The 19,212-nt window shown below is 71.8% G+C and carries 12 protein-coding genes and 1 pseudogene; all 13 read left to right on the top strand.

Annotated features, from left to right (window positions below; genetic code table 11):
- Positions 1–1,147: 1,147 nt before the first annotated feature.
- The 13 genes and pseudogenes from M3T53_RS09765 (at position 1,148) to nrdF (ending at position 19,103) form a co-directional block, all read left to right on the top strand.
- Complete coding sequence (locus M3T53_RS09765; RefSeq protein ID WP_272434339.1) at positions 1,148–2,671, top strand: anthranilate synthase component 1; 1,524 nt, start codon at positions 1,148–1,150, stop codon at positions 2,669–2,671.
- A complete protein-coding gene (locus M3T53_RS09760) occupies positions 2,668–3,306 on the top strand; it encodes an anthranilate synthase component II (RefSeq protein WP_272434338.1) in 639 nt (212 codons plus the stop codon). The genes M3T53_RS09765 and M3T53_RS09760 overlap by 4 nt, the downstream gene beginning before the upstream one ends.
- Before the next feature lie 27 nt (positions 3,307–3,333).
- Entirely contained in the window at positions 3,334–4,359 is a 1,026-nt protein-coding gene (gene trpD / locus M3T53_RS09755) for an anthranilate phosphoribosyltransferase (protein WP_272434337.1), read from the top strand.
- A pseudogene (gene trpB, locus M3T53_RS09895) lies at positions 4,349–7,047 on the top strand (tryptophan synthase subunit beta); the annotation flags it as partial. The gene trpD and the pseudogene trpB (M3T53_RS09895), both read left to right, overlap by 11 nt.
- Before the next feature lie 43 nt (positions 7,048–7,090).
- Positions 7,091–7,942, top strand: coding sequence for a tryptophan synthase subunit alpha (trpA, locus tag M3T53_RS09740; RefSeq protein ID WP_272434335.1), 852 nt, complete (start codon positions 7,091–7,093; stop codon positions 7,940–7,942).
- Between the two features lie 205 nt (positions 7,943–8,147).
- Positions 8,148–10,718 carry a S9 family peptidase gene (locus M3T53_RS09735; protein WP_272434334.1) on the top strand — a complete coding sequence of 857 codons (2,571 nt, stop codon included), beginning with the start codon at positions 8,148–8,150 and terminating at the stop codon, positions 10,716–10,718.
- 415 nt (positions 10,719–11,133) lie between these two features.
- Positions 11,134–12,510: a tryptophan synthase subunit beta gene (trpB, locus tag M3T53_RS09730; RefSeq protein WP_272434333.1), complete on the top strand. Its 1,377-nt coding sequence runs from the start codon at positions 11,134–11,136 to the stop codon at positions 12,508–12,510.
- 139 nt (positions 12,511–12,649) lie between these two features.
- Complete coding sequence (locus M3T53_RS09725; RefSeq protein WP_272434332.1) at positions 12,650–13,672, top strand: ribonuclease H family protein; 1,023 nt, start codon at positions 12,650–12,652, stop codon at positions 13,670–13,672.
- Between the two features lie 674 nt (positions 13,673–14,346).
- Complete coding sequence (locus M3T53_RS09720; protein ID WP_272434331.1) at positions 14,347–15,144, top strand: AzlC family ABC transporter permease; 798 nt, start codon at positions 14,347–14,349, stop codon at positions 15,142–15,144.
- A complete protein-coding gene (locus M3T53_RS09715) occupies positions 15,141–15,470 on the top strand; it encodes a branched-chain amino acid transporter permease (protein WP_272434330.1) in 330 nt (109 codons plus the stop codon). The genes M3T53_RS09720 and M3T53_RS09715 overlap by 4 nt, the downstream gene beginning before the upstream one ends.
- 161 nt (positions 15,471–15,631) lie before the next feature.
- Positions 15,632–16,945 (top strand): alpha/beta fold hydrolase, encoded by a 1,314-nt coding sequence (locus M3T53_RS09710; protein ID WP_272434329.1) that lies wholly within the window; start codon positions 15,632–15,634, stop codon positions 16,943–16,945.
- A 245-nt stretch (positions 16,946–17,190) separates the two neighbouring features.
- Positions 17,191–18,033, top strand: a complete 843-nt coding sequence (locus tag M3T53_RS09705) for a hypothetical protein (protein WP_272434328.1) — start codon at positions 17,191–17,193, stop codon at positions 18,031–18,033.
- 107 nt (positions 18,034–18,140) lie between these two features.
- Positions 18,141–19,103: a class 1b ribonucleoside-diphosphate reductase subunit beta gene (gene nrdF / locus M3T53_RS09700; protein ID WP_272434326.1), complete on the top strand. Its 963-nt coding sequence runs from the start codon at positions 18,141–18,143 to the stop codon at positions 19,101–19,103.
- Positions 19,104–19,212 lie beyond the last annotated feature (109 nt).

Raw genomic sequence — 19,212 nt, 5'->3', positions numbered from 1 at the left:
CCACCCCCGCTACCCCCACACCCCAACCTGTGAAGAAAGCACGGCATCGGAGGCACGAGGTCGCCGCGTCAGGTCCGCCACCCCACCTGCGAAGAAAGCGCTCCGAGGTCTGGGAGGAGTGCGGGCCCGGGTAGCCCCACATCCCGCCCGTGAAGAAAGGAGCAGCCAAGACGCTGAACACCACCCCCGCACATCGCGGCGAAGAACCCCTCATTCCACGTCAGCAGAACCGTCAGCAAAACGGCGTGAGGGGATCCGCCTGATCCGCCAGGAGCGGCTGGCCGCCCCTGCCGACGACGAACTCCGACGAGCGCCAACCCGCGCATCCGCATACCACCTCTCGCCCCGAGCAGCCGATCAATCACTCGATCGAATATGCCCGGATCCGCACAACGACTCCGCAGGTGGACAGGCGACGCCTGAAGACGGCAAGCAGCACGACCCGCCTGTCCGCCTGCCCATGGGTGAGCGGCGGATCTGCGTGGCGTGAACTTGGCGTACGCCCTCCTGTCCTCCTGCCCATGGGCGAGCGTTCCGCAGCCGTCCACTCGCACCTCGACCTGCAGCAACCGCGAGACGCTCACCTCCCGCCCCGCACGGAAAAGACCGCATCGGCCACGACCGGATGAGAGCCGACTGGCTCACCTCCCGCCCCGCACGGAAAAGACGAGCACCGCATGCGGATGAAAATGCCGCCGACCCGCTCCTCGGCCTGTGATGTCTCAGGGCATCGGTGACAGTTGGAGGTTCTTGCGGGGGCTGCCGCCGCCCCCGGGCGCAGGCGCATCCCACAGGCGCGAGCCGATCCGTTCGTCCCCTCCCACCGGCCCCGCACCGGGTGCGGGTGATGCGATCACTCATTCTGCCGATCCGTTCGTCCCCTCCCACCGACCCCGCACCCAGTCGCGCGCCTCCCGAGTCGCGCCCGGAGCGCGACTGGCCTATAGTCGCTGACATGAGCACCGAATCGACTGTCCGCATCCACGCACAGTGGTGGTGGCGCGCGTAACCGCGGGCCGCCCTCGATTCATCCTCCCCCTTCCAGGCCCGCACCACGCGGGCCTGTCGGCGTCTGAGCAGCCAACGCCTCCTCGCTCGCGGTCGGATCACCACCAGCCCGCCTTCGACCCCGCACTGCGAGAGCATCATGACCCTCCTCACCGCCACACGGCAGATCGCCTACACGACCGACGCCGCCGCCCTCTTCGACGCCCTGGCCACCCCCCGCAACTCCCTCCTCCTCGAAGCCGCCGACATCGAATCCAAGAAGAACATCGACTGCCTCGCCATCCTCACCGCCGCCCTGCGCATCACCTGCCGAGGACACGACGTCACCGCCACCGCCCTCACCCCCACCGGGCGCCTCCTCCTCGACGACCTCGACCAACGATTCGCCGACCGCATCCGCTCATCCGCCCCCGACACCACCACCTACCGATTCGCCCCCTCCACCGCCCCCGACGAACGCGCCCGCCTGCGCGACCACTCCACCGCCGACATCCTGCGAGCCCTCCAGACCCGAGCCCCCTACCGAGGGCACCGCCTCCCCCTCCTCGCCGGCGGATTCGCCTTCGACTACCTCGAAACCTTCGAAACCCTCCCCCACGTCGACGAAGGCCCCAACGGATTCCCTGACTACGAGTTCCTCGTCGCCGAGCTCCTCCTCCACATCGACCACCTCCACCGCAGCGCCACCCTCGAAGCCCTCGGGACCGACGAACGGGCCCTCCAACAGCTCCTCGACGCAGCAGCCGCCGTCACCCCCGCCACGCCCCCGCCCTGCGACCTGCCCCACCGCACCGTCACCGCACGCGCCGCCATCACCGACGCCGACTTCCGCCGCCACGTCGAAGACCTCCAGGACAACATCCGCGCCGGCGACGTCTACCAGGTCGTCCCCTCGCGGGCCTTCTCCCTCGACTGCCCCGACGCCATGGCCGCCTACCGGCGCCTGCGCGACACCAACCCCTCGCCCTACATGTTCTACCTGCGCGGCGCCGACTACGAGCTCTTCGGCGCCTCGCCAGAATCCAACCTCAAATACACCCCCGACACCCGCCAGATCGAGCTCTACCCGATCGCCGGGACGCGTCCGCGCGGACTCGACCCCGACGGCGCCATCAACCACGAACTCGACATCCGCAACGAACTCGACATGCGCACCGACCGCAAAGAAGTCGCCGAGCACACCATGCTCGTCGATCTCGCCCGCAACGACCTCGCCCGAGTCGCCGCCCCCCGCACCCGCAAAGTCGCCGAACTCCTGCGCGTCGACCGCTACTCGCGCGTCATGCACCTCGTCTCCCGCGTCACCGCCACCCTCGACGCCGGTCTCGACGCCCTCGACGCCTACCGCGCCTGCATGAACATGGGCACCCTCACCGGAGCCCCCAAACTGCGCGCCACCGAGCTCATCCGCGCCACCGAGAAAACCCGCCGGGGCTCCTACGGCGGAGCCATCGGCTACCTGCGCGCCGACGGGGCCATGGACACCTGCATCGTCATCCGCTCCGCCTACGTCGCCCACGGCCGCGCCATCGTCCAAGCCGGCGCCGGAGTCGTCCGCGACTCCCAACCCCAAGCCGAAGCCGACGAAACCCTCCACAAGGCCTACGCCGTCCTCGCCGCCATCGCCGAATCCCACAACGCCACCCTCGAGGTCCTCCGATGACACGCACCCCCCACGTGGTCCTGCTCGACAACCACGACTCCTTCGTCTACAACCTCGTCGACGCCCTCGCCGACCACCCCACCACCGTCTTCCGCAACACCGTCGACGTCGACACCATCCTCGACGCCGACCCCGACCTCATCTGCCTCTCCCCCGGCCCCGGCCACCCCCTCGACGCCGGCTCCATGATGGACCTCATCGCCGCCGCCATCACCCGCATCCCCATCCTCGGCATCTGCCTGGGATTCCAAGCCCTCCTCGAACACCACGGCGCCACCGTGCGCCCCTGCGGCCCCGTCCACGGCCGATCCGTCCCCATGACCCTCACCCCCGCCGGCATCGACCACCCGATCTTCCACGGCCTGGCCACCGACTGGGAACCCGACCGCCCGGACATCCCCGGCACCCAGATCCCCGTCGCCCGATACCACTCCCTCGGCTGCACCGACGCGCCCGCCTCCCTGCGGACCCTGGCCGTCACCGACACCGACATCGGCCCCGTCGTCATGGCCGCCGAAACCCTCGACCGCACCGCCATCGGCATGCAATTCCACCCCGAATCCATCCTCAGCCCCACCGGGCCCCTCATGCTCCAACGCTGCATCGACGCCCTGTGCGCCCCCGACCCCGCATAAACCCCCTCACAGAAAACGCACACCACCATGACCCCCGCACACCCCCTCCGCCTCCTCCAGGACTTCCTCGACACCGACGCGCCCACCCTCGACCAGGCCGTCTCCGTCTTCACCCCCCTGACCGTCGGCGAATACGACGACGTCCACATCGCCGCCCTCCTCATCGCCATCCGTACCCGGGGCGAAACCCTCGCCGACATTACCGGAGCCGCCACGGCCTTCCTCGACGCCGCACGGCCCTTCCCCATCACCGGCACCGGACTCATGGACACCGCCGGAACAGGCGGCGACCGGTCGAACACCATCAACATCACCACCGCCGCCACCCTCGTCGCCGCCGCCGGAGGCGTGCGCATGGTCAAGCACGGCAACCGCTCCGTCTCCTCCCGATCCGGCTCCGCCGACGTGCTCGAAGCCCTCGGCATCCCCCTCGACCTCGACCCCGACCGGGCCGTGCGCCAATTCGAGGCCTCGAACTTCACGTTCCTCTTCGCCCCCGCCTACAACCCGGCTATCGCCCACGTCCAACCCGTGCGCAAAGCCCTGGGGGTCTCCACCCTCTTCAACACCCTCGGCCCCCTCCTGTCGCCCGCCCGCCCCGAACTGCAGGTCATGGGCGTCGCCAACCCCGACCAGGGCCGGCTCATCGCCGAAGTCCTGCGCGAACTGGGGCGCAGCCGCGCCCTCGTCGTCCACGGCTCGGGCACCGACGAGATCGCCGTCCACGGCCCCACCACCATCTGGGAACTCCGCGACGGCGTCATCGACTCCTACGAGGTCTCCCCCGAGGACCTCGGCGCCCGACGGCACCGGCTCGACGACCTCGCCGGCGGCGACGGGCCCGCCAACGCGGCGCTCATCCGACGCGTCTTCGCCGGCGAAGGCTCCCCCGCGCACGCCGACGCCATCGCCGTCAACGCCGGAGCCATGCTCCACCTCGCCGGCCTGGCCGACGGGCTCGCCGACGGCACCGCCCTCGCCCGCGAACTCATCGCCGACGGCCGCGTCGCCCACTGGCTGAGCACCCACGAGGAGGCCGACTATGCCGCGTGACCAGCGCCGGGCCAGCGCCCCGCCCACCGTCCTCGACGAGATCGTCGCCCGGCGACGCACCCACCTGCCCGCCATCGACCGACGCCTCGCCGGCGTCGACCTCGACGCCCTGCCGCGCTCGCAGCGCTCCCTCGCCGACGCCCTGAGGACCGGGCCCTCCCGCTTCATCATGGAGTGCAAGTCCGCCTCGCCGTCCCTGGGAGTGATCCGCCCCCACTACGAGCCGGGCGTGCTCGCCCGCGCCTACTCGCGCCACGCCTCGGCGATCTCCGTGCTGTGCGAGCCCGAGCGCTTCGGCGGCGACTACGACCACCTCCAGACCGTCGCCCTGTCGACCCACCTGCCCGTCCTGTGCAAGGACTTCATCATCGACCCCGTCCAAGTGCGGGCCGCCCGCTACTTCGGCGCCGACGCGATCCTCCTGATGATGTCCGTCCTCGACGACGACGAGTACGCGCGACTGGCGGGCCTGGCCGACTCCCTCGGCATGGACGTCCTCACCGAGGCCGGCACCGAGGAGGAGGTCGCGCGCGCCGCAGCGCTGGGCGCCGGCATCATCGGCATCAACAACCGCGATCTGCACGATCTGAGCATCGACCTGGGGCGCACGGAGCGCCTCGCCGGACTCGTCCCCGACGACGCCGTCGTCGTCTCCGAGTCCGGGATCCGCACGGCCCGAGTCGTCCGCGCCCTCGCCGCGCACGCCGACGCGTTCCTCGTCGGCTCCCAGCTCTCCGGGCAGGACGACGTCGACCTGGCCGTCCGACGGCTCGTCTTCGGGGACAACAAGGTCTGCGGGCTGACCTCCCGGTCGGCCGCCCAGGCGGCGCGGGCCGCCGGAGCCGTCTACGGCGGACTGGTCTTCGAGGAGTCGTCGCCGCGCCGGGTGTCGCCGGGGGAGGCCGCGCGGATCATCGCCCACGAGCCGGGCCTGCGCTACGTCGCCGTCTCCCGGCGCACCAGCGGCTTCGCCGGGCTCGCCCTGCCCGGCGTCCACGCCGTCCAACTGCACGCGCCCCACCAGGGCGGGCCCGGCGCCGAGCTCGCCCTCGTCGAGGCGGCCCGCGCGGAACTCGCCCGGGCCGGGGCCTCGTGCGAGGTCTGGCGGGCGGTGTCGATGACCCGACCCGACGGGCCGGCGACCGCCCTCGCCCTCCACGGGCGCGTCGACCGCCTCGTCCTCGACGCCGGCGACGGGGGCAGCGCCACCTCCTTCGACTGGTCGACGATCCCCGCCGACGTCGCCCCCTCGTGCCTGCTGGCCGGCGGAGTCTCCCCCGACAACCTGCCGGACGCGCTGCGCGTCGGGACCGCCGGGGTCGACCTGAACTCCGGGGTCGAGCGGGAGCCGGGCGTCAAGGACACCGCGCTCATCGCCCGGGCCTTCGACGTCATCCGCCGCCACCACGACTGACCGGGGCGACCCGAGCGACGGCCGCCCCCACCGGACCCGCCCCGCTCCACTGGCCCCGCCCCGCCCCACCGGACCCCACACCGATCGAGAAGGACCCCATGACGAGCATCCCAGAACCCCGCGAGACCCTCCTGCCGGCCTATTTCGGCCAATTCGGAGGGCAGTACGTCCCCGAATCCCTGATCCCCGCCCTCGACCAGCTGGAACGGGCTTTCGTCGACGCGATCGACGACCCCGCGTTCACCGCCGAACTCGCCGGGTACCTCAAGGACTACCTCGGACGGCCCACGCCCCTGACGCGTGCCTCCGCGCTCGGCGGCCGGGCCCGCATCTTCCTCAAGCGCGAGGACCTCGTCCACGGGGGCGCCCACAAGACCAACCAGGTCATCGGCCAGGCCCTCCTCGCCAAGCGCATGGGGAAGACCCGGATCATCGCCGAGACCGGCGCCGGCCAGCACGGCACGGCCACCGCCTTGGCGTGCGCGCTGCTCGACCTGGAGTGCGTCATCTACATGGGGGCCACCGATGTGGCCCGCCAGCAGCCCAACGTCTACCGGATGGAGCTCATGGGGGCCACCGTCGTCCCCGTCGACACCGGCTCGGGCACCCTCAAGGACGCCGTCAACGAGGCTCTGCGGGACTGGACGGCGACCTTCCACGAATCCCACTACCTCCTGGGCACGGCGGCGGGCCCGCACCCCTTCCCGACGATCGTCCGCGAGTTCCACCGCTGCATCTCCCGGGAGGCCAAGCAGCAGATCGTCGAGCAGACCGGGGGCCTGCCCGACCTGGTCGTCGCCTGCGTGGGCGGGGGGTCGAACGCGATCGGCATGTTCGCGGAGTTCATCGACGAGGAGTCCGTCGAGCTCGTCGGCGTCGAGCCCGCCGGACAGGGCCTGGCCTCGGGCAGGCACGGGGCGACGATCAGCAACGGCACCGTCGGCATCCTCCACGGGGCGCGCAGCTTCCTCATGCGCGACGCCGACGGGCAGGTGGAGGAGTCGTATTCGATCTCCGCGGGATTGGACTACCCGGGGGTCGGCCCGCAGCACGCGTTCCTCGCGAGCACCGGGCGCGCCTCGTACGTGGGCGTCACCGACGCCGAGGCGCTGGAGGCGTTCCAGCTCCTGAGCCGCAGGGAGGGGATCATCCCGGCGTTGGAGTCTTCGCACGCCCTGGCCTACGCCCTTTCGCGCAAGGAGGAGGACATCACGATCCTCGTGTCCTTGTCGGGCCGGGGGGACAAGGACATCGACCATGTGCGCCGGACGCTCGAGGATCATCCCGAGCTCGTCCTGGACCGGGAGGAGGACTGACATGGGCCGCCGTTACGACGCGCTCTTCGCCGATCTGGAGGCCAGGGGGGAGGGGGCGTTCGTCCCCTTCCTCATGCTGGGGGACCCGTCGCCGCAGGTCTCGTTGGAGGTCGTCCGCGCGGTCGTCGGCGCGGGGGCCGACGCCCTCGAGCTCGGCGTGCCCTTCTCCGACCCGGTGGCCGACGGCCCGACGATCCAGGCGTCCCACGCCCGGGCCCTGCGCGGCGGGGCGGATGTGGCGTCGGCGATCGAGCAGGTGCGGGCGATCCGCGCGGAGTTCCCCGATCTGCCGATCGGGATGCTGATCTACGGCAATGTGGCCTTCGCCCGCGGGGTGGATCGCTTCTACGCCGATTTCGGCCCGGAGGGGGCGGGCGCGGATTCGGTCCTCCTGCCGGACGTCCCGGTGCGCGAGAGCGCTCCTTTCGTCGCGGCGGCCGAGGCGGCGGGGGTGGATCCGGTGTTCATCGCGCCGGCGAGGGCCGACGAGCGGACCCTGGAGAGGGTCGCGGCGTGTTCGCGGGGGTACGTCTACGCGGTGTCGCGGGACGGGGTGACGGGGGCGGAGAGGAGCTCCCAGACGCTCGGCCTGTCCGAGGCGGTGGCGAGTATCCGGCGCTTCGGCGGGCCGCCGGTGCTCCTGGGGTTCGGCATCTCGACGCCCGGGCACGTGGCCGATGCGCTCGCGGCCGGGGCGGCGGGGGCGATCACGGGTTCGGCGATCACGGCGATCGTCGATCGGCACGTCTCGTCTGGGGGCGATGGGGGACGGGCGCGCGTCGAGGACGTGGGGGCGTTGACCCGCGAGGTGTCGGCCTACGTCGCGTCGATGAAGGCCGCGACTCGTCGGTGAAGCCTCCCGCGGCCTCGCCTTTCCCCCGAAAACGAACATTTCCCACCAAAAACAGGCCTCGGATTTCGTTTTCCGGGGAAATACCGGGGGTTCATGGGCCGACCGCCACTCCGCCGCGCCGCCCGCGCCGACCCCATCCCCGATCGGCCGCAGCCGGCGGGCCCCTCGGGGATCGCGCGGGCGGCGTGGCGTATCTTCTGACACCATGACGACCCGACCCTCCCCACGCCCCGCCCGCGCCGACCTCGTCGCCCCGACCGCCGCCGACGAACCCCGCGAGCGCCCCCACGACCCCGCCCCCGCCTCGCCCCCCGACCTCGTGTCGGCCCCACAACCCGCCACCGCCGCCGACGCCCTCCCTCCCGTCGCCCCCACCCGGTTCGGCCACCGGATCCGCGACATCCACGGCGACCGACTCGACGACGGATGGGACTGGCTGCGCGACGAGACCGACCCCCGAGTCATCGCCCACCTCGACGCCGAGAACGCCTGGGCCGACCGCGTCTGCGCCCCCACCCGCGCCCTCGCCTCCCGGATCGTCGACGAAACCCGGGCGCGCACCGCCCTCGACGACGCCTCCGTCCCCGTGCGCGACGGCGACTACTGGTACTTCCGCCGCTGGGCCGAAAGCTCCTCCTACCCGACCCACCACCGCGTCCCCGCCGACCCGGCCGCCGACCCGGCCGCCGACCCGGCCGCCGACCCCGCCGGCCTCCCCCCGATCCCGGTCCCCGACCACGCCCTGCCCGGCGAACAGCTCCTCGTCGACGAGAACGCCGAAGCCGCCGGAGAGGACTTCTTCCGCCTCGCCGACCTCGTGCCCAGCCCCGACGGGCGCCTCATCGCCTGGGCGCGCGACACCACCGGCGACGAGCGCCACACGTGGGTCGTCCAAGACGCCGACACCGGGAAGCCCCTCGACGAGAGTGTCATCGGAGCCGGCTACGGACTGGCCTGGTCCGCCGACTCCCGCGGCTTCATCTACATCGGCGTCGACGACGCGTGGCGGGCCTGCGAGGTCTGGTGGCACGAGGTCGGCGCCGATCCCGCCGACGATCTGCTCCTCCTCGTCGAGGACGACGAGCGCTTCGAGATCGGCCTCGCCCCCGCCTCCGACCCCGGGGCCGTCATCATCCACTCGGCCTCCTCGACATGCGGACAAGCGTGGCTGTGGGCGCCCGACACCCCGACCGCCCGGCCCCTCCCCATCACCGGCGCCACCCCCGGGGTCATGGTGAGCGTCGACTCGGCCGGCGACCACCTCCTCGTCGTCCACACCGCCGGCACCCGCGAGGGGGCGCTCGCCGCCGCCGCCCTGCCCGCCGACCTCGACGCCCGCCTGACCCTCGTCGGCCCCGAATCGACGAGGCGCGCCCTGGGCGACCGCGCCGCCGGCGACCCCCTGCCCGGTCACGTCCCGCCCGCCCCCTTCGCGCCGCCCGCCTCGTGGGTCGGCCTGCGCGACCCCGGCCCCGGCGAGCGCGTCCTCGACGTCGAGGCGTCGGCGGGGCTGTGCGCGCTGACGATGCGCTCGGGATCGCTGACCCAGGTCGAGTACCGGCTGCGCGCCCGGCCGGCCGGCCCGCGCTCCCGGCCCGTGCCCGTCGACGACCTGGAGGGGCTGTGGGGTCCGGGTCGATTCGTCGACTCCGACCTGCCGGTCCGCACGATCCAGACCGTCCCGGGGCCGCGATTCTGCGATCCGGTGCTGCGCGTCGAGACCCAGTCCCAGACCCGTCCGCCGCGCGTCGAGCAGATCGACCCGGCGACCGGCCGGCGGTGCCTCCTCAAGGCCCAAGAGGCCCCGGGGTGGAACCCGTCCGGCGTCGTCGAGGAGCGCGTGTGGGTGACGGCCCGCGACGGGCGCACGCGGATCCCCGTGACCCTCGTGCGCCGGGCGGACCTCGTCGCCGACGGGACGAATCCGGGCTGGCAGATCGGCTACGGCTCCTACGAGATCAGCTACGACCCCGAGTTCGAGGCGCTGCGCCTGCCGATCATCGAGCGGGGGGTCGTCTACGCGATCGCCCACGTCCGCGGCGGCGGGGAGATGGGACGGGCGTGGTACGAGGACGGGAAGATGCTCGTCAAGGAGCACACGTTCACGGATTTCGTCGACGTCGCCGACTGGCTGGTGTCGTCGGGGTGGGTGGCGCCCGGGCGGCTGGTCGCCGAGGGGCGCAGTGCCGGCGGGCTGCTCATGGGGGCGGTGACGAACGCGGCCCCTGATCGTTTCGCCGCGGTCCTGGCGGGGGTGCCTTTCGTCGACGCCCTGACGACGATCCTCGACCCGTCGTTGCCGTTGACCGTCGGCGAGTGGGAGGAGTGGGGCAATCCGATCGAGGACCCGGAGGTGTTCGCCGCGATGAGGGCGTACTCGCCGTATGAGAACGTGCCGGACGGGGTCCGGCTGCCGGCGGTCATGGCGACGACGTCGGTCAATGACACGCGCGTCGAGTTCGTCGAGCCGACGAAGTGGGTGCAGCGCCTGCGCGAGGCGGCCGGGCAGGTCCGACCGTCCGGGGCGCTGCGCCGGTCGGCGGGCGGGCCCGGGGGCGCGGATGCCGTGGGCGGCGCGGGCGTCGGCGCCTGGGCCGGGGCGGGGGAGCGTCGGGAGGCGGGGGCTGCGGCGGTGGCCGATCCTCTTATCCGCCCGATCGTCCTGCGCACGGAGATGGTCGCCGGGCACGGCGGTCCATCGGGGCGCGAGGGCCGGTGGGCGGCGCGCGCCGAGGAGTTCGCCTTCGCCCTGGCCCAGGTCGGCGTGGTCGACTGACATCGGGTGGGGCCGGTGGGCCCGTCGGGGAGCGATTACCCCTCAACGCCGCCGACACGGGAGCCGCCGGGGCGGGGCGGGTGGGCCCGTTGGGGAGCGATTACCCCCGAAAACGAAAATATGGACCTGTTTTTGGTGGGAAATGTTCGTTTTCGGGGGAAAAGAGGGGGTGGAGGGGGAGAGGGGGCGACGAGGACGCCGCCGCGTGGACGAGGTGGCACGGCGTCGGGTCCCTGGCATACGATGACGCCATGCTGAGCATGACGACCAACTGGTGGTGGCGCGCGTAGTCGCGAGCCGCCTCGTCGTCCCCATCGGCTCGTATCAGCTTCTGGCGAAGCGGCGGGCCGATTTCTCATATCCGGACCGGTCGGCCTTCCCAGGACAGTCCACTCCCCACCGAAAGGCTCCTCCCATGACCGACACCCAGATCCCCGAGGTCGTCACCCGTGACACCCTCATCCCCGCCTTCTTCGGCGAGTACGGCGGCCAATACGTCCCCGACGAGCTCCTTCCTGTCCTCGACGAACTCGAACGCGCCTACGTCGACGCGATCAACGACCCCTCCTTCCTCGACGAACTCGACCTCCTCCAGCAGCGCTACCTCGGTCGCCCCACCCCGATCACCGAATGCGCGAACCTCCCGCTGGACGGGCACGGCCGGGGCAAGGCCCGCATCTTCCTCAAGCGCGAGGACCTCGCCCACGGCGGCGCCCACAAGGGCAACCAAGTCCTCGCCCAGGCCCTCATCGCCAGCCGCCTCGGCAAGACCCGCCTCGTCGCCGAGACCGGCGCCGGCCAGCACGGCACCGCCACCGCGATGATCGCCGCCCTGTTCGGCATGGAGTGCACGATCTACATGGGGGCCACCGACGTCGCCCGCCAACAGCCCAACGTCCGGCGCATGCGCCTCATGGGGGCCACCGTCGTGCCCGTGACGAACGACGACGGCGGCTCGATGTCGAACGCCATCGACGTCGCCATCGGGGACTGGGCGCAGAACCTGTCGACGACCCACTACGTCCTCGGCTCGGCCTGCGGCCCCCACCCGTTCCCCACCCTCGTGCGCGAATTCCAGTCGGTGATCTCGCGCGAGTCCCGCAAGCAGATGATCGACCGGACCGGGCGGCTGCCCGACGCGGTCGTCGCCGCCGTCGGCGGAGGGTCGAACGCGATCGGCGCCTTCGCCGAATACCTCGAGGACCTGCCCGGCAACGACGGCGTCGACCTCATCGGCGTCGAACCGGCCGGCGAGGGCCTCGACACCCACCGTCACGGCGCGCCCCTCAACCGGGGCGTCGTCGGGATCCTCCACGGGTCGAGGTCGTACGTCCTGCGCTCCTCCGACGGCAACGTCGGGGAGTCCTTCTCCGTGTCGGCGGGCCTGGACTACCCGGGAGTCGGGCCCGAGCACGCGCACCTCATGGACACCGGCCGCGTCTCCTACACGGGCGTCGACGACAACGAGGCCCTCCAGGCGTTCCGCCTCCTGTCCCGCTACGAGGGGATCATCCCCGCGCTGGAGTCGTCCCACGCGCTGGCCCAGGCCCTGAAGATGGCCGAGGAGCTGGAGGAGACGGCGTCCGACGGCGACGAGCCCGTGACGATCCTCGTCAACCTGTCGGGCCGGGGCGACAAGGACATGGAGTACGTCCAGAACGTCCTGGGGGACCTGATGTTCGAGGATCCGGCCCAGGTGCCGACCAAGGGCCTGAAGATCTCCGAGATCCTGCGGATGATGACGGCCGAGTCGAACGCCCGCGAGGGCGCGAACCTGGTGGCCCACCACTGACCGCCGCAACGCGCGCGAGCCCCTCGATCCGCGATGCCCCGGGGCGCCGTCCTCGGGGTCGCGCGGTCGGGCGCCGGCCCGCTGGGCGCGGGGGGGCCGTGCGCGTTTCGCGCGCGGGCGGCTCGCTACCATGGCGGCCATGACGATCACAGCGGCTGTTGACGGCTCCTCCCTGGGCAACCCCGGCCCCGCCGGGTGGGCGTGGGTCGTCGACGACTCCTGCTGGGACGCGGGCGGCTGGCCCGAGGGGACGAACAACCTCGGCGAGCTCACCGCCGTCCTCGAACTCCTGCGGGCGACCGAGGCCGCGGGCCTGGCTCACGAGCCGCTCCATGTCCTCGCCGATTCGCAGTACGCGATCAACGTCGTGTCGAAATGGCGGCTGGGCTGGAAGAAGCGCGGCTGGACGAAGGCGGATAAGAAGCCGATCAAGAACCTCGGGCTCATCCAGGAGATCGACCGGGCCATCGAGGGGCGGCGCGTGACCTTCGAATGGGTCAAGGGCCACGCCGGCCATCCGATGAACGAGGCCGCCGACGACCGCGCCAGGGGATGCGCCGAGGCGTACCGGGACGGCCGGGTCCCCTCGGGGGGCCCCGGGTTCGGCCGGGTCGGCGGGGGAGGCGGGGCCGGGGAGGGCACCGCCTCCGCCGAGGCGCGGGCGGGGGAGGGGAGCCGCGCGCTCGCGGATTCACCCGACTCATCGGCGATGGAAGGTCCGATGAACGAGGCCGCCGAGCGCGTCCATGCGTCCCTTTCCGTCCGGGCGGACGCGGAGCGGGAGGGCGCGCAGGGCGCGCAGGAGGGCCCGGACCTGGTCGCGAGCGAGAAGGAGATGATCCTCGCCTGGGCCGGCGGCGACGCCGAGGCCCTGGCGCGCATCGAGGCGCCCGGCGCGGTGAGGATCTGGCCCGATGGGCGCTCGACCCCGGGCATGGCGGGGCCCGCCCCCACGGGGCTGAAGGTCGGACGCATCGAGGCGGTCCGAGCCGGGGCGGACGCGTGGCTCGTCCGCTACAGGATCCGGTGGCAGGCGGGGGAGAGCCTGGAGACGTCGATCTGGGTCGCCGCCGATGCCGAGGACGACAGAGCCGATGGCCTCTCGCAGTCCCCGGGCGTCCGCATCCTCCACCACCAGTCGACCCTCCTGCCCGGGGCCTGATCCGCGTCCGGTCGGTCCGCGCCGTTCGGCGAGCGGCGCCTGCCCGAACAGTGAACTAGTCCCCAGAAGTTGGAATGAGAAATCAGAGTTAGCGGCAGGAATGTGTGTATGGGTTCGGCGCGTCGTGGTGGGTGTTAGTGTCCGGCCCAGCCTTTTCGGATGTGGTTGCCGTCTTCGGGACTGAAGTGTGTGCCGGGTTGTGGGTCGGTGGGTTCGGTGGGTGCGGGTCGGGTTCGCGATTGCCTCCAGTGGTTCTCCTTTGCGAGGTCGTTGATCTGGTGGGGTGTTCTGCGAGGGAGTCTGAGGAGCCGTTCGACGGCTTGGCGGGCGTGGTGTTCGGGCATTCCGCGGTGGGTTCTCAGCAGGTTTTGATGTCCTTGTTCGGACGCGCGCTCGCGGGCCGGTCCTCCCCATCCTTCCCGCTGCCCGTCCGCGTTCCAAGGCTCTCCCCGGGCGGCGACGTCCCGTCCGGGCAGGAGGCGGCGGCGCCGCTCGGGGATCAGTCGAATCGGAACGCGTCGAGGAGCTCCTGGGCCCTCGGCGACCGCGGGCGATCGAAGAAGCGCTCGGGCGGGGCGACCTCGGCGACGCGGCCCCTGTCCCGTCCCGTCGCCGATGTCCGCTCAACGAACCGGCTCAGCCCCTCCCTCGCCGATAAGCCGACAATTGACCCCATGACAGGACTGCCGCGGACCGCGCACCGACCGGTCCCCGCGCGGTCCGTCCGCGAGGAGATCGCCGCGGGCGTGACGACGACGCTGCCGGCGGCGGCCGGCTACGTCCCCTTGGGAATCGCGTACGGGGTGCTCGTCATGCAGGTGGGGATGCCGTGGTGGATGGCGCCGGCCCTGTCGTTCGCCGCCTATTCCGGTTCGGCCGAGCTGCTGGTCATCGTCTTGGCCGCTCAGTCCTCTCCGCTGTCGGTCATCGCCGTGACGATGCTGCTCGTCAACTTCCGGCACGTGTTCTACGCGTTCTCCTTCCCCCTCCATGTCGTCGAGGGCAGGTTGTCCCGCCTGTACTCGATGTACGCGCTGGTCGACGAGGCTTTCGCCCTGACCGCGGCGAGGCCGGAGGGGTGGACGAAGCCGCGCCTGCTCGCCATGCAGGTGACGTTCCAGGTGACGTGGGTGGTGTCGGGGATGGTCGGCGTCGCGGCGGGGGCGATGATCCCGGAAACGATCGAGGGCCTGGACTTCGCCTTGTGCGCGATGTTCATCACGCTCGCCCTGGATGCGGCTCGAGGCGTGGAGTCGGTGCCGTCGGTCCTGATGGGCGGGGCGTCGTATCTCGTCGCCCTGGCGATCATGCCCGGTCATTCGCTGCTCGTCGCTCTCCTGATCTTCGTCGGGATGCTCGTGGTCCGTCACCTCGTGGCGGGGCGCGGCGGCGGGGGACGGGCGCCCGGGGAGGGCGAGCGGCCTCGTGGGTGCGGGCCGGTGGCTCGGGCCGGGACGGGGGCGGGGGGATGACGCATTCGCTGTGGTACCTCGTGGCGGTTCTCGCCATCGTGTTCGTCATCGATTTCGCCTTGCGCGCGATCCCCTTCGTCGTTCTCGAGCCGTTGCGGGAGTCGCGTTTCGTGCGGGACATGGCGGTGTGGATGCTGGCGGGGATCATGGTGGTCCTCGTGGCGGCGACGATGCGCGATGCGATCGGCCAGTCGTCGCCGGATTGGTGGGTCGCCCTCGTGGCGAGCGCCGTCACGGCGGCGACTCATCTGGCGTGCGGGAGGCGTCTGATCGTGTCGGTGGCGGCCGGGACGGTCTCCTACGTGGGCCTCCTCGCCCTCGTGTGATCGGCGGGGCGTCCGTTCGGCCGTGTCGATGCGGGCGTTTCCTACCGGAACGAAATCCGGGGCCTGTTTTCGGTGGGAAATGTTCGTTTTCGGGGGAAACGAGGGGGGAGGGACGAGGGTCTGCGGTGGGGTCCCGGGGCCCGCGGCGATACCCTGGGGCCATGCGCACGACGACGTACACCCAGCACTCCTGCACGGTCCACGAGCACCGCCTCGACGTCCCCCTCGACCACGCCCGCCCCCTCGGGCCCGACAACCCGACGATCGGCCTCTTCGCCCGCGAGATCGTGCGCCCCGGCGGAGAGCAGCTGCCCCACCTCCTCTTCCTCCAAGGAGGCCCCGGCGGCAAATCCCCCCGCCAGGGGGACTTCCGCGACGGATGGATCGGCCGCGCCCTGGAGGACTACCGGGTCGTCCTCATGGACCAGCGCGGGACCGGCCAATCCACCCGCATGGACGCCCAGGCCCTCGCCGACCTGCCCGACGATCGGGCGCGCGCCGACCGCCTGATGCTCTTCCGCCAGGACCAGATCGTCCGCGACGCAGAGGCCCTGCGCCACCACATCACCGGAGGCGCCACATGGACGACCCTGGGCCAGAGCTTCGGCGGATTCATCACCCTGTCCTACCTGTCCCTGGCCCCCGAGGGCCTCGAAGCGTCCCTCATCACCGGAGGCCTGCCCGGCCTCGTCCACGTCGACGACATCTACCGGCAGACCTTCGCCGCGACCGCCGCCCGCAACCGCGCCTACCTCGCCCGCCACCCCGGCGACGAGCAGACCATCCGCGAAATCGCCGCCCACCTCCACGGCACCGAGGAGCTCCTGCCCACCGGTGAGCGCCTGTCCCCCGAAAGATTCCGGATGATCGGCATGGGCCTGGGGATGCAGACCCGCACCGACCTCCTCCACTTCCTCCTCGAAGGGCCGTGGACCCACGTGCGCGGCGAACGACGCCTGTCCTCGGAATTCCTCGACGAGGTCGCCGCCGAGGTCGCCATGGCCCCGATGTACGGCGTCCTCCAAGAGGCGATCTACGCCGGCGCGACCCCGGATCTCGCGGGCACGGCGACCGCCTGGAGCGCCGACCGCCTCGCCGAGGAGACCCCCGGATTCGCCAAGGGGGCCGACCCCCTCGACACGTCCGAGCCGTACCACCTGACCGGGGAGCACATGATGCGCCGCGTCTTCGACGAGGACCCGGGCCTGGCGCCCCTCGCAGGAGTCGCCGACGCGCTCGCCGAGCGGAGCGACTGGCCGGCCGTCTACCTGCCCGAGGCCCTCGCCGCCGTCGAGACCCCCGTCGTCGCCGCCGTCTACTACGACGACATGTTCGTCCCCCGCGACCTGTCCCTCGACACCGCGGCAGCGGTACGAGGGGCCCGCGTCTGGGTGACGAACGAATACCAGCACGACGGGCTCAGGGCCTCGTCCGGGAAGGTCCTCGGACGCCTGCTCGACATGCTCCACGACTGACCGTCCGGGACCGCCTGCTCGAGGCCGGCCGTGGAGGCCGGCGGGCGCCCGCTCGGTGAGCCCGGGAGGTTCTCGCCCTCGCCGCCGAGCGCAGAGGTCCCGCCCCGCTTTCCCCCGAGTGCTCGGCGCGGCCTTCGACGAGGGGACCGAGGAGACGGGGATGGCCGCCGTCCTGCGCGCGGCGAGCACGGGCGCGCCGGCGCCGATAGGGTGGGTCCACGAACACCCCTGCTGAGGAGGCCGCGATGACCGACCAGAAGACCCCCCTCGACGCCGCTGGAGCCGCCGCGAACCTGGCGCAATCGGTCTCCGACGCGATGCCCGCGATTCCCGAGGCCGCCCAGGACGCGGTCCTCAACGCCCAGATCCTCGGCGAGGACGCGGCCGGGACCATCGCCGACCTGCGCGACCGCACAGTCCGCGGCGCCACCCGCCTGCGGGAGCGGGCCGCGGACGCATGGGCCTGCGCGAATCGGGCCGACGCGCGCGCCTGCGCTCGCGGCCTCATCGAGGAGCGCCCCCGCGCCGTCGCCTCGGCGGCCCTGTCCACGGGGGCCTCGCTCGCGTGGTACGCGCTGCCCGACCTCGTGCGCTCGCGGGGTCTGCGGGCCGTGCTCAAGACCGGCCTGATCGGGGCGCTGCTGTGGTCCTTCGCCGGCGCGTTCGAGGAGACGGAGGGCTTCTCCCAGATCGAGCCGATCGTCGACCCCGAGCACCCCTGCTCGAAAGCCGACGACACCGGTTTCGCCCCCGACGACGAGGCCGGCGCCTCGGACGGGCCCGACCCCCTGGAGGGTGTGACCGAGGCGGACCCGAAGGAGCTGGCGGTCCTCGGGGCCGTCGTCGTCGGTGCCGTCTGCTCGGCCGTCGCCGTCGAGAAGTGGATCTTCCGGCGCGGGGAGCGCCGACGCGCGGCCGGAATCCCCGGCGCGCACCTGCGTCAGGCCCTGCCCCTCGCCCTCCTCACCGGCGTCGTCGAGGCCGTGACGCTGTGCGTCGACGACCCGCGCCGCCTGACGTCCGATCGGACCGGCGCCGGTTCGTGCGCCCGGGGAGCCCTCCCGGGCGACGACCCGTCGGGATTGTGAGGAGGACCCGGCGCCCGAGGGGGGCGCGGCGCCCCTGACGGGCCGCCCCGATCCGATTAGGCTGAGCGGGTACCCCGCCGCGGCGGCACCCGATTCAGGAGGACGCGTTGAGCACCGAGCCGGTCTTCGAGGCCATCAACTGGAACCGCATCGAGGACGAGAAGGACCTGGAGGTCTGGGACCGCCTGACCGGTAATTTTTGGCTGCCCGAGAAGATCCCGCTGTCGAACGACATCCCCTCGTGGAAGACGCTGCGCCCCGATGAGCAGCTGATGACGAACCGCGTGTTCACCGGGCTGACGCTCCTCGACACGCTCCAGGGGACGATCGGCGCCGTGTCGCTGATCCCCGACGCCCGGACCCCCCACGAGGAGGCCGTGTACACGAACATCGCGTTCATGGAGTCCGTCCACGCCAAGTCGTACTCGTCGATCTTCTCGACACTGCTGTCCACCGAGGAGATCAACGAGGCCTTCCGCTGGTCGGAGGAGAACGCGGCCCTCCAGCGCAAGGCGGAGATCGTCAAGTCCTACTACCAGGGCGACGACCCGGAGAAGCGCAAGGTCGCCTCGACGATGCTCGAGTCCTTCCTGTTCTACTCGGGGTTCTACGCGCCGATGTACTGGTCGGCCCACGCGAAGCTGACGAACACCGCGGACCTCATTCGCCTGATCATCCGCGACGAGGCCGTCCACGGCTACTACATCGGCTACAAGTACCAGCTGGCGGTCAACGAGTCGTCGCCCTCCAGGCGCGATGAGCTCAAGGACTACACGTACTCGCTCCTGTACGAGCTCTACGAGAACGAGGAGCAGTACACGGAGGACCTCTACGACCCGCTCGGCCTGACCGAGGACGTCAAGAAGTTCCTGCGGTACAACGCGAACAAGGCGCTGATGAACCTCGGGTACGAGGCCCTGTTCCCCTCCGACGAGACCAACGTCAACCCGGCGATCCTGGCGGCCCTGAGCCCCAACGCCGACGAGAACCACGACTTCTTCTCCGGATCGGGGTCGTCGTACGTCATCGGCGAGATCGTCGACACCGAGGACGACGACTGGGACTTCTGACCCCGTCGAGGACGCCGAGGAGGGGGGCGGGGCCGCCGAGCAGAGGCGCTCCCGCACCCTGCGTCGGACGGGGGGACGGGCGCCCGGCGCGATCAATGACCGGCCGCCC

This window comes from Actinomyces sp. B33, from assembly GCF_028437565.1.
Lineage (GTDB): Bacteria > Actinomycetota > Actinomycetes > Actinomycetales > Actinomycetaceae > Pauljensenia.
This window is presented reverse-complemented; position numbering and strand designations above follow the sequence as displayed.

Bases quoted from the DNA above. Each gene is read 5' to 3' on its own strand.
- M3T53_RS09760 (WP_272434338.1), top strand. From the start codon at position 2,668: ATGACACGCACCCCCCACGTGGTCCTGCTCGACAACCACGACTCCTTC.
- M3T53_RS09710 (WP_272434329.1), top strand. From the start codon at position 15,632: ATGCGCACGACGACGTACACCCAGCACTCCTGCACGGTCCACGAGCAC.
- M3T53_RS09720 (WP_272434331.1), top strand. From the start codon at position 14,347: ATGACAGGACTGCCGCGGACCGCGCACCGACCGGTCCCCGCGCGGTCC.
- trpD (WP_272434337.1), top strand. From the start codon at position 3,334: ATGACCCCCGCACACCCCCTCCGCCTCCTCCAGGACTTCCTCGACACC.
- M3T53_RS09705 (WP_272434328.1), top strand. From the start codon at position 17,191: ATGACCGACCAGAAGACCCCCCTCGACGCCGCTGGAGCCGCCGCGAAC.
- trpB (WP_272434333.1), top strand. From the start codon at position 11,134: ATGACCGACACCCAGATCCCCGAGGTCGTCACCCGTGACACCCTCATC.
- trpA (WP_272434335.1), top strand. From the start codon at position 7,091: ATGGGCCGCCGTTACGACGCGCTCTTCGCCGATCTGGAGGCCAGGGGG.
- M3T53_RS09735 (WP_272434334.1), top strand. From the start codon at position 8,148: ATGACGACCCGACCCTCCCCACGCCCCGCCCGCGCCGACCTCGTCGCC.
- M3T53_RS09725 (WP_272434332.1), top strand. From the start codon at position 12,650: ATGACGATCACAGCGGCTGTTGACGGCTCCTCCCTGGGCAACCCCGGC.
- M3T53_RS09715 (WP_272434330.1), top strand. From the start codon at position 15,141: ATGACGCATTCGCTGTGGTACCTCGTGGCGGTTCTCGCCATCGTGTTC.
- M3T53_RS09765 (WP_272434339.1), top strand. From the start codon at position 1,148: ATGACCCTCCTCACCGCCACACGGCAGATCGCCTACACGACCGACGCC.